The organism is bacterium (genome assembly GCA_021372615.1).
Taxonomy (GTDB): Bacteria; Armatimonadota; Zipacnadia; order Zipacnadales; family UBA11051; genus JAJFUB01.
The window spans coordinates 1-12,790 of record JAJFUB010000083.1; the positions used below are offsets into that span (position 1 = coordinate 1).

General features: G+C 69.2%; 10 protein-coding genes. 3 read left to right on the forward strand and 7 right to left on the reverse strand.

The features are described from left to right. Nucleotides 1–75 precede the first annotated feature (75 nt). Together LLH23_11960 and LLH23_11965 are read right to left on the reverse strand one after the other, a co-directional pair. The gene (locus LLH23_11960; protein ID MCE5239189.1) at nucleotides 76–1,533 is read right to left on the reverse strand and encodes a hypothetical protein; all 1,458 of its coding nucleotides are present in this window, start codon (nucleotides 1,531–1,533) and stop codon (nucleotides 76–78) included. A 305-nt stretch (nucleotides 1,534–1,838) separates the two neighbouring features. Continuing rightward, complete coding sequence (locus tag LLH23_11965; GenBank protein MCE5239190.1) at nucleotides 1,839–3,584, reverse strand: GspE/PulE family protein; 1,746 nt, start codon at nucleotides 3,582–3,584, stop codon at nucleotides 1,839–1,841. Between the two features lie 263 nt (nucleotides 3,585–3,847). Here LLH23_11965 and LLH23_11970 point away from each other — a divergent pair, with 263 nt between their 5' ends. Further along, complete coding sequence (locus tag LLH23_11970; GenBank protein ID MCE5239191.1) at nucleotides 3,848–5,731, forward strand: AAA family ATPase; 1,884 nt, start codon at nucleotides 3,848–3,850, stop codon at nucleotides 5,729–5,731. A 202-nt stretch (nucleotides 5,732–5,933) separates the two neighbouring features. Here the strand turns inward: LLH23_11970 and LLH23_11975 are convergent, their stop codons facing one another. The 5 genes from LLH23_11975 to LLH23_11995 all read right to left on the reverse strand — a co-directional run bounded on the left by LLH23_11975 (nucleotide 5,934) and on the right by LLH23_11995 (nucleotide 10,678). Continuing rightward, nucleotides 5,934–7,991 carry a heparinase II/III family protein gene (locus tag LLH23_11975; GenBank protein MCE5239192.1) on the reverse strand — a complete coding sequence of 686 codons (2,058 nt, stop codon included), beginning with the start codon at nucleotides 7,989–7,991 and terminating at the stop codon, nucleotides 5,934–5,936. A 323-nt stretch (nucleotides 7,992–8,314) separates the two neighbouring features. After that, the gene (locus LLH23_11980) at nucleotides 8,315–8,512 is read right to left on the reverse strand and encodes a DUF2283 domain-containing protein (protein MCE5239193.1); all 198 of its coding nucleotides are present in this window, start codon (nucleotides 8,510–8,512) and stop codon (nucleotides 8,315–8,317) included. Next, the gene (locus LLH23_11985) at nucleotides 8,509–8,769 is read right to left on the reverse strand and encodes a DUF4258 domain-containing protein (GenBank protein MCE5239194.1); all 261 of its coding nucleotides are present in this window, start codon (nucleotides 8,767–8,769) and stop codon (nucleotides 8,509–8,511) included. Before LLH23_11985 ends, LLH23_11980 begins: the two co-directional genes overlap by 4 nt. A gap of 12 nt (nucleotides 8,770–8,781) precedes the next feature. Next, nucleotides 8,782–9,813, reverse strand: a complete 1,032-nt coding sequence (locus LLH23_11990; GenBank protein MCE5239195.1) for a Gfo/Idh/MocA family oxidoreductase — start codon at nucleotides 9,811–9,813, stop codon at nucleotides 8,782–8,784. An 88-nt stretch (nucleotides 9,814–9,901) separates the two neighbouring features. Beyond that, a complete protein-coding gene (locus LLH23_11995) occupies nucleotides 9,902–10,678 on the reverse strand; it encodes a PIG-L family deacetylase (protein ID MCE5239196.1) in 777 nt (258 codons plus the stop codon). Nucleotides 10,679–10,797: 119 nt separating this feature from the next. Between LLH23_11995 and LLH23_12000 the strand changes: the two genes are divergently transcribed. Together LLH23_12000 and LLH23_12005 are read left to right on the forward strand one after the other, a co-directional pair. Beyond that, nucleotides 10,798–12,390, forward strand: a complete 1,593-nt coding sequence (locus tag LLH23_12000; GenBank protein ID MCE5239197.1) for a hypothetical protein — start codon at nucleotides 10,798–10,800, stop codon at nucleotides 12,388–12,390. A 119-nt stretch (nucleotides 12,391–12,509) separates the two neighbouring features. Further along, on the forward strand, nucleotides 12,510–12,790 hold a 281-nt coding region (locus LLH23_12005; GenBank protein ID MCE5239198.1), incomplete at its 3' end, for a hypothetical protein.

The window sequence follows — 12,790 nt, forward strand, 5'->3', positions numbered from 1 at the left end:
CGCGCGTGTCCTCACGCGCGCAACCGATCGCTGTCCGACTACCTGCGCGCGTGAGGACACGCGCGCCCACGCGGCTTACAGCCTCCCCAGTATCTCCGCCGCCTTGGCCTCGTAGATCTCCTGCCAGCCCGCCCCCAGGAAGCACTCCGTCACTTCGTAGCCCCCGAGCGGGTAGTCGCCGGCCGGCGGGCCGTAGTGGGCGTAGCCGTTGGAGAACGCCGCCATGAACGTGTATTCGTGGGGGGAGTTCCGCTTGATGTTGAGCCCGACCTCCGTCAGCACCTCCGCCGGGCAGGTGATGAACACGCACTCCCCGATGCGCATCCCCATCACCTCGGCCGTGAAGGTCTCCTCGCCCGACTGCACATTGAAGGCGTGATGCCCCTTGAGCGTCCCGATGTCGTCCTGGATGTGCGCCAGGCGCTCCATCACGCGGATGTTGTGCAGGTACTTGTTCAGGTTCCCCTGGTTGTCCGCGTCCATCTGGCGCAGGTCGCTGCGCCTGGCGGCCTCCTCCTGCAGGTAACGGTACGAGTAGTCGGCCGGGAAGTCGGGATTCATCAGGTGCTTGAGATACAGCGGCAGGAAGGCGCGGAAGTTCAGGCTCATGCCCCGCAGCGAGGCGAGCAGCTCAGCCTGCTCTTGCTCCAGCGCCGCCAGGCGCTCGGGCACGTCGGTGCGGCGCGGCAGCTCGACGGTCTCGGTGATGACCTTGAGCTTCGCCCCGCCGGTCACGATGTCCGCCCAGGCCTGCAGTGTGTTCAGCCCCAGCATCATCCCGAAGGGCCGGATGTCGCGCGGGTGGTGGACGTCTTTGTACAGCACATCGCACACGTCCCCGCCTGCGCCCTGCAGGAACAGCGCCATGGTATCCTCGCCGAGACGGTCCTCGATGACCTGCGAGGCAACCCCGGGGTAGTTGGCGCTGATGGGGCCCCCGTTGAACGCATACAGCGGGTGGCAGGCGAAGTTGTAGACGACCGCGAAGGGCCGGCCGTCCTCACGGTCCAGGCGCAGGATGCCGATCTCGGAGTCCAGCAGCCCCAGGTGGTCCACGGCGCCATCGGGCGGGCACGGGTTGGCGTGGCGGATCGTCCAGCCCGTCCCGTTCTTCATCCGCAGCGTGCGGTTGATGGTCCAACGCTTGTCAGCGCCGGAGCCCACGCCGACGGTGACCGGGACCATGGCCTCGCTGGCGCGCTTGACGGCGTCGAAGACCCGCGCGAGCAGTTCCTCGTTCTCGCACAGAATGCGGCCCGGCGGGTGGGTATGGGAGGCGTTGACGAGCACATGGGAGCCGGGGATGCCCAGGTCGGCCTCGATGCGGGCGCGCAGCCGGGGCAGGAAGTCATCCGGCACGTCAAAGATCATGCCGATGGCGACGACATCCATGGCGACAATGGCGAGGGTGGTCTCGCCATCGCTGAGCACCAGCGCCTTGGCGAGCAGCGGGTCATGGATGACCCGCGCCGGATCGCTGGTGGTGATGTCGGACTTGGCGTGACCGGCGAGGAGGGTAGACTGGTCAGGCATGGTTGCTCCCGGTGGTGGCGACGCAAATGCCGCCGTTACCAATGCGGCGGCGATGACGGCGTGGCCGATGCAGCGGCGGTGATGACGTTGCCGTTGGCGTCCGCAGGCCACTCGGCGGTCCGCAGGACCGCCCCTCAGCCGGACGCTTCAGCGTCCGGGACAGGCGGACCTCCCTCTTCTCTCAAAGGGTGTGCCGTGGTCGCTCCGGGCGTTGAAACGCCCGGCTGGGGGGCCTACGGCCGACCGTCCTGCGGACGGTCAGCGCCACAAGCTCTGCGGGCTACACCCGCGCGCACAGGCCCCCTCTACCCCGCCCCAGTCCGCCTCTGCAACAGCGCCGTCACCTGCTCCCCGAACTCCGTCATCCGGTCGGCGTAGATCCCCAGCAGGCTCTCGATGCCGGTGACGCCCTCCTTCAGCTTCGTCAGGGCGTCCAGCTCGATCAGCTCCATGCCCTCGGCCACCGCCACTTCGCGGGCCTGCTCCTCGTTGGTGCCCGTCAGGACCAACTCCCGCAGCTGCGGGCTCATGCGCAGCATCTCGAACAGGCCAATGCGGCCGCGGAAGCCCGTCTGGCCGCACTCCTCGCAGCCCTCGCCCCGGTACAGCGTCGCGATGCCGTGCCGCTCGAACAGGTCGCGCAGGAAGGGGACGTCGGCGACCGCATCGGCGGCCGCGTAGCCCACCTTGCACTGCTCGCATAGCTTGCGCGTGAGGCGCTGGGCGATGATGCAGCGCAGGGCCGAGGCCACCAGGTACGGCTCGATCTTCATCTCCTGGCAGCGCACCAGCGCCGCCGGGGCGTCGTTGGCGTGCATCGTCGACAGCACCAGGTGGCCCGTCAGCGCCGCCCGGAAGGCCATGTCGGCGGTCTCGGAGTCGCGCACCTCGCCTACCAGGATCACGTCCGGGTCCTGGCGCAGGATGCTGCGGAGCTGCTCGGGGAAGTTCAGGCCGATGTCCGGCCGCACGTGCGACTGGTTGATGCCCCCCAGTTGGTACTCCACCGGGTCCTCGACCGACTCGATGTTGACCCCCTCGGACCGCAGGCGGTGCAGCGCCGCATACAGGGTCGTGGTCTTGCCCGAGCCGGTCGCGCCCACCACCAAGATCATCCCGCGCGAGACGTGCAGCATCGCATCAATGCCCCGGGCGATGTAGGGCGGGAAGCCGAGCTGGTCAATCCCCACGATGACCCGCGACTTGTCCAGCAGGCGCAGGACCAGCTTCTCGCCGAAGATCGTCGGCCGCGAGGATACGCGCACGTCCACCCGGCGCTTCTGCACCGTGGTGGTGAAGCGCCCGTCCTGGGGCAGGCGCGACTCGGCGATGTTCATGTCCGCCATGATCTTGATGCGCGAGACCAGCGCCGACTTGACGGCCTCGTTCAGGTCCATCGTGCGCTTGAGCACGCCGTCAATGCGGTAGCGGACCATGATGCCCTGGCGCTGGGGCTCGAGGTGGATGTCGCTGGCGCGCTGCTCGATGGCGCCGGTGATCAGCACGCTGGCGAGCTTGACGATCGTGGGCGCATCCATCAGTCGGGTGATGGCGTCGCCCTCAACCAGGCCGTCGGTGCTCTGGGCGTACTGGGCGTCGAGTTCCTTGGTCTCTTCCTCACTCCAGAGGCTCTCCAGCGCCCAGGAGATGTCGGCATCGGACACCCGCACGGCCTCGGGCCGCAGCCGCGTCGCCCGCCGCACCTCGTCCAGGGCGTGGATGTCGTCGGGGTCGGCCATGGCGACATCCACGACGTCACCCCGGCGGCGGAAAGGGATGGCGCGGAGGCGCTCGGCGGTCTCGCGGCTCAGGCAGTGGGCCAGCGCGGTGTCCACCTCGACCTGCTGGAGGGACAGCATCTGCTCGGGCATCTGCCCGGCGGCGTAGTCCACTTCCTCGCGGGTCACAAAACCCAGGGCGACGACGGAGTCGAGGATGGAGGTGCCGGACTGCTTGGCGGCCTGGTAGGCCGTCTGGGCCTGCTGCTTGGTCAGTTGACCCTGACGGATGAGGGTGAGGACGATCTCGCGGTCGCGCTCGAAGGCAGGCATGGCGGGAGGGTTCGCCAGGGGGCGCGCGGGGTCCTGCAGGACAGCGCGTGGGCCGGGACACCCTGGACCGGCCCGGCCACCGCCGGATGGGCGCGATGCGAAATGTTCTGGAACTTTCGTTCACAGACTGCTAGTTCGGCCCCTTTGCTGTACCTGCGATTATGGAGGGAGTGATTCTGCGATCACCCCCCGGGCACACACACATCGCGCGCACCCCCCCATCAGAGGGGGCGCAAAAGCGGCGGTTCAGGAGGGACGGGGCTATGGCTGAGGGTCTGGTTGAGGAGATCAAGCGCAAGGTGGCGCAGGACGTCGAGGCCGCCTATGGGACGGCAGCGCCGAGGCGGCAGTGGCGCACGCCGCGGGGCTTCAAGATGCTCTGTCCGCTGCACCAGGAGCGGCGGCCGTCGCTGCATGTGTCGCGGCCGGAGGGGCTGTTCAAGTGCTTCGGCTGTGGCGCCGGCGGGGACTTCATCCACTTCGTGGGCTTGCTGCGGGGCCTGGCCGACCCCGGCGACGCCGTGCGCGAAGCCGCGCGGGTGCTGGGCCTAGCCGACACGCGTGGGCCGGGACATCCTGGACCGGCCGCCGGGACGTCCGAACCTACCCACCGCTACCACATCCGCGACCTCGACGGCCGCCTCATCGCCATCCACGAGCGCTCCGAGGACGCGTCGGGCCGCAAGAGCTTCCGCTGGATGCGCGAGGGCAAGCCCGGCCTGGGGGGTCGGGGGGCGGCCGGTCTGCCCCTGTACAACACCCACCTGCTGCCGCCGCTGGCCGACGGCGACACCGTGGTCGTGGCTGAGGGCGAGAAGGCCGCCGACGCGCTCACGGCGGCGGGCGTCGTGGCGCTGGGCACCGTGACCGGGGCCTCGTCGTGTCCCAAGGACCCCGTCCTGGAGCCCCTGCGGCGGCTGCGCGTCCTGCTGTGGCCGGACCACGACGACGGCGGACGGGCCCACATGAACGAGATCGCCGAGCGCCTGCTGGCGCTGGGGGCGCCGACCCCGCTGATGGTCACATGGCCCGACGCGCCCGACCATGGCGACGCCGCGGACTACCTCGCCGGCCCCGAGGTCGCGGTCGGTGACCGCTCCCACGAACTGCGGGCGTTCCTGGACGCCCACGCCGCGCCCTATGACGCCGAGGCGCACGGGCAGACCGCGTCGGTCAGCCGCATGGCCGCGCACTTGCAGGCCAGCAGTTGGCTGTGGGAGAGCTGGCTGCCGGAGGGCTATGTGACGATGCTGGGCGGCGAGACGGGGGTGGGCAAGAGCGGCGTGGCCCTGGCCCTGGTCCGCTGCTACCTGCACGGCCTGAGCTGGCCGGACGGCACGCGCCGCAGCGACCCGCACCCCCGCGACCGGCGGGTGCTGTGGCTGGAGACCGAGGACAGCCACGGGATGCTGCGCGACCGCTGCGAACAGTGGGGGGTGTCCGCCGACCGGCTGCGCGTGTGGGGCAACGACGGCCTCGCCACCGCCCGGCTGGATGACCCGGACTTCCCCGCCGCGCTCACGCGCGAGCACCACCGGAGCCGCTATGGCCTGATCGTGCTCGACACGCTCACCGGGGCGCACTACCAGGAGGAGAACTCGGCGGGCATCAAGCGCAATCTGCACGTGCTCACCCGCTTCGCGGCCCACGAGCATGTCGCCGTGCTGGTGCTCCACCACCTGCGCAAGCGGCGCGAGGGCGAGCCGACGAACGTCACCCTCGACCGGCTGCGCGGCTCGTCGGTGCTGCCGAACATGATGCGCTCGGTGTGGGCCCTGTCGCGCGACGAGCGGGAGCCGGACGTGCTGTGCCTGCGGGTCCTCAAGAGCAACCTCGCCGCGCCGCCCGACCCGATCGCCTGCGCGCTGGGGGCCTACGGCCCGGAGTTCGCGCCGTGGCAGGAGGCGGAGGCGACGCCGAGGGGGACGGCCCTGCGGCTGGACCGGGCCGCGGAGGCGCTGCAGGGGTTGCTGGGGGACGGGCAGTGGCACCCGCTGGCCGAACTCAAGGCGGCCCTGGTCGCGGCGGGGTACGGGGAGCGCATGTGCCAACTGGCGCGGACCAGGCTTTCGCTGGAAGAGCGGCGAGACGGTCCGGCGCTGCAACTGCGCCTGCCGCAGCCGGCAGCGCCAACCGCCGCTTCTTGAGCGGTTCAGGGGGGGTGGGTGCGTGCGAAAGAGAGAGAGAACAGAAGGGAGGATTCCTTCTTCTTCTTCTCACGCACGCCCCCACCCCCAGACAGCCCCGAAAGCGGCGGTTGCGGACCAGGCCAGGAGAGCCGCGTGGGCCTGCTAATAGCCGGCCCGCCGCACACGACGCGCCACCCACGACCCGTCTCTTCATCAGCTCTCACCGTCCACTGGCTGGCGTCCGCACGAACCCCACGCCTGGTGTGCTCGCCTCCGCCGTCTGCGCCGGGCCGAAGGCAACCAGGTCCGTGCAGTCGCCCCAGGCGACCCGGAGGGCGCGGTGGCCCACGCGCGTGACTGCCGGCTGGGGCGTGCCCGGCCGGCGGGGGTACAGGAACGCCAGGAAGTGCGGCGCGCCGGTCGTCTTGACCTCAGCGCGCAGCCGTGGGTGCTCCACGACCTCGGCGGTGGCGCTCCATTTGGTCTGGCAGGCGTCCACGGTGAACGCCGGGGGCGTGGCCGCGAAGAGCACCACCTGCATCTCCCAGCCGGTGTTGTCATCCACCAGCCGGGGGAACGTGCCGCCCAGGTCGAACCGCATCCCCTGCCCCGAGATCATGAACCCGGTGTCATTGATGCCCTGCAGCAGCCACGTATAGCTGTGCTCCGCCCCGTCGGCGACCATGTCGTCGTAGATGACGGCATAGGGCCGCTGCTTGTCGTGGATGAAGAAGACGTGCCGGTCGAACTGCTTGAGCGTGGGGTTGTGGTACAGGTCCCCGGCCCTCCCGCAGGCGTATGTAGCCAACTCGCCCGGCTGGTAGGCCACGATCCGCCCCTCGGCGGCCTTCATCTGCTGGCCCTTGCCATCGAAGAGCATCCCGTTGTGGTGCTCCGTCTGCCCGCCGCCATAGCCCGAGTCTCCGGCCAGGGCGCTTTGGCCCCGGTAGAGCGCGAAGTGGTTCGCGTCGTACTGCCCGTGGCCATAGTCCGGGTTCCCGCCGCAGGTGAACGAGAGCAGGCAGTCCTCGTTGCCCCAGCCCGAGCGCATCGAGACCAGACCTCGCCGCGAGAACCGTCGGCTCAGCGGCAGGCCGACCTGCTCGGGCGTCTGCGCCGCCGGCGCCAGCGCGTGCCACAGGATGGTGTAGTTCAGCAGCGGCTGGGCAGCGTTGCGGCCGTCGCCGAAGAGGTCCTTGGGGTCCGTGAGCCGCCCCGTCACATGCTCCCACAGCCACGTCATCTCCGGTCGCCGGTACAGGTCGGCATACAGCGGGAAGAAGCACGTGTGGGCGTGGAAGAAGGCGTCGTTGGTGTTGTTGAAGTAGTTGCCGCCGGGCAGCGCCTCGTACAGGTAGTAGTCGCAAACCTGGCGCAGGCGGGGATGGTCGAACAGGTTCTCCCCGCCGGCCCGCCGCAGCGCCTCGCACGGGAAGTTCAGGTAGTACAGACACGCCGAGGTGTAGCCCGCCCCCTCCAGCGCCCCGCCGTCCACCCCAAGGCCGATGTCCAGGTAGCGCTTGATGCCCTCGAGGAACAGGTCGAGCCAGGCCTGCTCCTGGGCCGCGTTGCCGGTCTCGCCCCACACCGCCAGCGTCAGCAGCGCCGCCGACGAGTTGCCGATGAGCGCGAAGTTGTGCCCCAGCACCCCCGGATAGCGCGGGGCCTCCGGCAGCTTCTTCATGTAGCCATAGAAGTACGCCAGGTACGTCCCGGTGATGTAGCCGCGCACCTCGGCCCGCTCACCGTCGCTCAGGTGGTCATACAGCAGGTCGTAGAAGACGGCCAGGGAGCGGCTCGAGTGCCCCGCATCCAGCGGCTGGCTCAGCCAGCCCTGGTAGGGCTGCCCGTAGTTCAGCCCGCCGATCTGGTCAATCACCCGCTCGCGGATGATCGTCAGCACGATGTGCCTGGCGCCCTCGATGTACTTGTCCTCACCTGACAGCACCCCGGCCCACGCCAGCTCCTCGAAGCACTTGGTCAGCCACGTCGCCCCGCCCCGGTCGCGCCAGCAATGGTGCTTGCGCTCGGGCCAGTCCACATACAGGGGCGACTTGGGGTCCAGGTACCCGTTGCACTTGCGGAGCATCTCCTTGTACGCCAGCGCCTCGACGCCCCGGTCCAGCCGCCCGCGCACAGCCTCCAGCTCCGCGGCGGTGCACAGGAGCCGAGGATGGGCCGCGCCACGGGCATACAGCGTGCGGTCAGCATGGGCGAGGCCAACGGCGAGGAGGGCCAGGAGGAGGAGGGGCAGAGGGTGGATGGGGAGGCTGTTCATGCGGAGTGGTTCGCGCGGGGAGGCCGTAGGACCTGCGGAGGGGCTGACGGCGCCACTGGGCATGGCATGGCGGGCGCTACGGAGCGTAGAGAGGTAGCGTGTCCAGCGGCCGATGAGGAAGAACCGGCGGTTCTGGCGGGAGTTGTGCGGGGAGGTGCGCGTGAGAGAGGTGTGATCGGCACTCTCAGTCCGGACAGACAAGACGGGCCGGCCCTGAGGCCGGCCCGTCCGTGTGTCAGCTCAAAGGCTGCTCGCCGTCTATGCCGGCAGTTCGCTCAGCTTCACCGGCCGACCCTCGCAGATCGCCTTGTCCATCGCGAACATCACCCGGTGACTGCGTACTCCACTGCACGCGGGTTAGCCGTTCGGGTAGAGGCGTTGAGCACTTCCAGGCCGACGATGTTCCCTTCGCGGTCGTAGTCCAGAATTACGCCGGGCTTGTCCTCGTCGCTCTCCTCAATCTCCGCGTCGCTCAGGATGATGCGGAGGATGTCCACTTCAGCGTCATAGGTGACCTTCATGGCGTCCTCCAGTACTTCTCGATCTTCGTGGTCCTGTAGACGGTGATGACCGTTGCCGGCCGCTCACTGTCATCAACAATCGCGCGGACCAAGAAGGTTCGCCCATCGTCGAGGGTGACCCGCGACTGATAGGCCCGTTTACCGTCCCTCTCGGGGACGACCTGCTGCGGTTCAGACACCACGGCGTCCACGACGGACAGGGGTATCCGCCGCCGCTCGCACTCCTGTTGTGCGTGTCTGGACAGCCGATAGGTCATTGCCTCGGCCTTCTATGCCGGCAGTTCGCTCAACTTCACCGGCCGGCCCTCGCAGATCGCCTTGTCCATCGCGAACATCACGCGGTGGGTCTTGAAGGCCTCGGCCACGTTGATCAGCGAGTCCTTGCCCTCCTTCAGGCAGGCCATGAAGTGGTCCACCTGCGGCGGGTACGGGTGGTCGAGCACGTCGCCGCTGGTCGCCTCGGTCGTCGGGATGTCTATCCACTCTTCCTTGTTCACGCCCGCGATCTTCGTGGTCGAGAGCTTGTCGCCCATCAGCGTGCCCTCGCTGCCCACCAGGCGGATGTTGAAGACGTACGGCTGGCGGCAGTCCACGCACGAGGTGATCTTGCCCGTCGTGCCGTCGGCGAACTTGATGACCGCCACCGAGGTGCTGTCATACTCGTAGTCCTCGGCCCACTTGGCCGACGACCTGGTCGAGTAGCCGAAGACCTCGTCCACCTCGGTGTCCTTGAAGTACAGCAGGCCGTCGAGGGCGTGGCAGCCCGCCGTGACCAGCGCGCTGACCCCGATCTCCTTCTTCACGTTCCAGGCGTGCTGCATGTACCACGGGCCGATGCCGTGGTAGTAGTCCACCTCGATGAAGTGGACGGTCCCCAGCAGGCCCTGGCCGACCAGCGACTTGACCAGTTGGTAGTGGGGAATGAAGCGCAACTCGAAGTACACGGTCGAGCACACGCCCGCCTGGGCGACGGCGTCGCGCATGGCCAGCAGGTCCTCGTACCTGGTGGCCAGCGGCTTCTCGATCATCAGGTGCTTGCCCGCCTGGGCGGCCTTGATGGTCATCGGGGCGTGCAGGTGGTGCGGGGTGCAGATGTCCACCACATCCAGGCCGGGGTGCCCCAGGAAGGCGTCGTAGTCCGCGTACACCTCGATGCCCTCGCCGGCCATGTCCCGGGCGGCGCCGGGGTCCTTGGAGGTGCAGACGGCGGCGATCTCACAGTCGGGGTTGGCGTTGAAGGCGGGGATGTGCCCGCTCGCGGCCCAGCCGAGGCCGGCAATACCGATCTTGAAGTTGGACATAGGTCTCCTCCGGAAACGTTGATCGCGTGGGAGCGGTCACCGACCGCGACCGGTCGCGGTCGGTGACCGCTCCCACACCTTACCAGCCCTACTGCTTCTGCACCCGGCTGCCCAGGACGTCGGACAGCGGGTCCTTGTCCTCGGCGGACATGCCCAGGAAGTGGTGCTGGCGGAAGCCCTCGGCGTAGGCCAGGCCGCGCGGGGCCATCTCGCCGACCTCACCGCAGATATCGCGCATGGTGATCAGGTACGAGTCCATGCCCTGGCTCTTGTCCAACCACTCCTTTTGTGACACATGGCGGCGCAGCATCTCTTCCTTGATGTCAATCTTGTCGGAGATGTCCACGAACAGGCTCGGCACGACCAGGTTGCGCATGCCGTCGCGGTTGCCGTGCGGGTTGGCGTGGTAGATGTACACATCCTGGAAGGTCGGCACCCGGGCGGGGTTGGAGATCCAGTTGCGCATCCCCCGGCAGAAGCACGCCGTCACCATCAGGCGGCAGGTGTTCTGGTGGTCCTCCATGTAGTCATTCGGCGAATGGGTCAGCACGATCTCGGGCTCCAGCTCGCGCACCAGGGCCGTCACGCGCCGGAGGGTCATCTCGTCATAGAAGATCTCGATGTCGTTGACGAGACCCTCGTGGTAGGTCGCGCCGAGGACCGAGGCCGCGGCATGGCCCTCGGCCGCGCGCAGGCGGCAGATCTCATTGTGGTCGTACACAGCGGTGCCGCAGTTGCCGTTGCCGACGGTGAAGATGTGCAACTCGTAGCCGGCATCGCCCAGCGCGGCCAGCGTGCCCGCCATCGTGAACTCCACGTCATCAGGGTGGGCGCCGACAGCCAAAGCGACTTTCTTGTCCGACATGTGAATCTCTCCAGACATACGTGTTGGTACCCCTGGGAAGCGTGTTCCCCCTCACCGCCGCGAATCCCTCCCCGCCCGGTGACAGGAATCGGGCGCGCGGCGCGGGAACTCTGGCCGACATGGACCTCTACCTCGGGCTCGACATCGGCACCACGGCGGTCAAGGCGCTGGCCTGCGACGCAGATGGGCAGGTGCTCGCCGAGGCGGAGCGCCAGTACGGCTACCGCACGCCGCAGCCGGGCTGGGTCGAGCAGGACGCCGAGGACTGGTGGCGGTTGTCCCGCGAGTGCGTGCGGGAGGTCGTGTCTCGCGTGGGCCGGGACATCCTGGACCGGCCGCCGTGCCCGAACGACTTGGCCGGTCCAGGATGTCCCGGCCCACGCGTCACCGCCCTCGCCGTCTCCACCCAGGGCGATACCATCGTGCCCCTGGATGCGGCCGGGCAACCCCTCGCTCCGGCCATCACGTGGATGGACAACCGCACCCCGCGCCAGGTCGCGCAGATGGAGCGGGAGGGGGACCTGTGGTTCCGCCTCACGGGCTCATCGCCCGCGCCCTTCGCCGCGGCCACGAGCATCCTGTGGTGGCGCGATGAGGCGCCCGAAGTCTTCCGGAGCACGCGCCGCTTCGCGCTGGTGGCCGACTTCGTCATCGGGCGCCTGACGGGGCGGCCGCTCCTGGACGCGCCGAACGCCTCGCGCACGCTGGCCTATGACATCACGCGCCGGGCCTGGGCGCCGGAGCTGCTGGAGCGCCTGGGCATAGCGGCCGACCAACTGGCCGAGACAGCGGAGTCGGGGACGGTGGCAGGGCCGGTGCGGCCGGAGGTGGCGGACGACTGGGGCCTGTCGCCCGACACGCAGGTCGTCCTCGGCGGGCACGACCAGACCTGCGCCGCCGTGGGGTGCGGCGTCACGCGACCGGGTGCGCTCATGCTCTCGTGCGGGACGGCCTGGGTCGTGCTGGCGGCGACGGAGCGCCCGTTGTTCGATGAGTCGCACAGCGTACAGGGGTACTGCCATGCCGTGCCGGGAGGCTATGCGGTGCTGGGGGCGTACGCCGGGGGGAACCTGCTGCGCTGGTTCCGGGATACGCTGTGGGACGGCCACGGCGTCCTCACCCCTGCCCCTCTCCCTCGCTGCGCTCCGGAGAGGGGAACGGCGGACGGCAACGACCCGTACGACCTCATCACCGCCGAAGCGGAGGCGGCCCTGACAGCGGGCCGGCCGCCGCTGGTTTTCCTGCCACACTTCTACGGCGCTTCCGGGCCGATCCGCTGCCAGGCTGCCCGGGGCGCGTGGGCCGGGCTGACACTGCAGCACACCCGGGGCGACATGGCTCTCGCCCTGCTGCACGGGGTGGCCGTCCAGACGGCGCTGACCGTGGACAACCTGGCGCGGCAGGGGGCCGCCAGCGATGACATCCGCATGATCGGCGGCGGGGCGCGCAGCCGTTTCTGGGCGCAGCTCGTGGCCAACGCGACCGGCCTCCCCATCCGCCGGCCCGAAGTGCGCGAGGCGGCGGCCTACGGTGCGGCGCTCATCGCGGCCACTGCCATGGGGGCGTTCCCCTCCCTCGCCGCAGCGACCGCCGGCCTGACGATCCGTGACGTGATCGAGCCGGCGGGCCCGCCGGACCGCGAGGCGCTGGACCGGCACCAGGAGCTGCTGCGGGCGCTGGCGCCGGTGTGGGAGGAGCTGGGCCGCCTGTAGAACGCCAGGCACGCCCGACACTCTTGTCGGGCCGCCCAGGCACTCTCGCCGGGTACGCCCGACACTCCTGTCGGGCGGCCCGACAGGAGTGTCGGGCGTACCAACGCAGGGAGACCGACATGACCACCGACGAAGCGCGCGCTATCATCACTGCGGCCCGGCCCTGCCGCGAAGTCATGGACCCCGTGGTCTACGACCGCGCTCTGCGGGCGGCCAACCACGAGGAGCCTGACCGAGCCCCCATCTGGGACTACATTGACTCCTGGGACCTGTTCCAGGAGCTGGCGCCGGGCATCGAGGGCCCTGTGCAGGCGACCGCGTGGTGGAAACGCGCTCCAGAGTGTGGTATGTTACTGAGGTTTCTACAAGTAGGGAAACAGGCGGTGGGTGCCGCGTGGTG

Coding starts and splice junctions, on each gene's coding strand:
- LLH23_11960 (MCE5239189.1), bottom strand. CDS start 1,533: ATGCCTGACCAGTCTACCCTCCTCGCCGGTCACGCCAAGTCCGACATC.
- LLH23_11965 (MCE5239190.1), bottom strand. CDS start 3,584: ATGCCTGCCTTCGAGCGCGACCGCGAGATCGTCCTCACCCTCATCCGT.
- LLH23_11970 (MCE5239191.1), top strand. CDS start 3,848: ATGGCTGAGGGTCTGGTTGAGGAGATCAAGCGCAAGGTGGCGCAGGAC.
- LLH23_11975 (MCE5239192.1), bottom strand. CDS start 7,991: ATGAACAGCCTCCCCATCCACCCTCTGCCCCTCCTCCTCCTGGCCCTC.
- LLH23_11980 (MCE5239193.1), bottom strand. CDS start 8,512: ATGAAGGTCACCTATGACGCTGAAGTGGACATCCTCCGCATCATCCTG.
- LLH23_11985 (MCE5239194.1), bottom strand. CDS start 8,769: ATGACCTATCGGCTGTCCAGACACGCACAACAGGAGTGCGAGCGGCGG.
- LLH23_11990 (MCE5239195.1), bottom strand. CDS start 9,813: ATGTCCAACTTCAAGATCGGTATTGCCGGCCTCGGCTGGGCCGCGAGC.
- LLH23_11995 (MCE5239196.1), bottom strand. CDS start 10,678: ATGTCGGACAAGAAAGTCGCTTTGGCTGTCGGCGCCCACCCTGATGAC.
- LLH23_12000 (MCE5239197.1), top strand. CDS start 10,798: ATGGACCTCTACCTCGGGCTCGACATCGGCACCACGGCGGTCAAGGCG.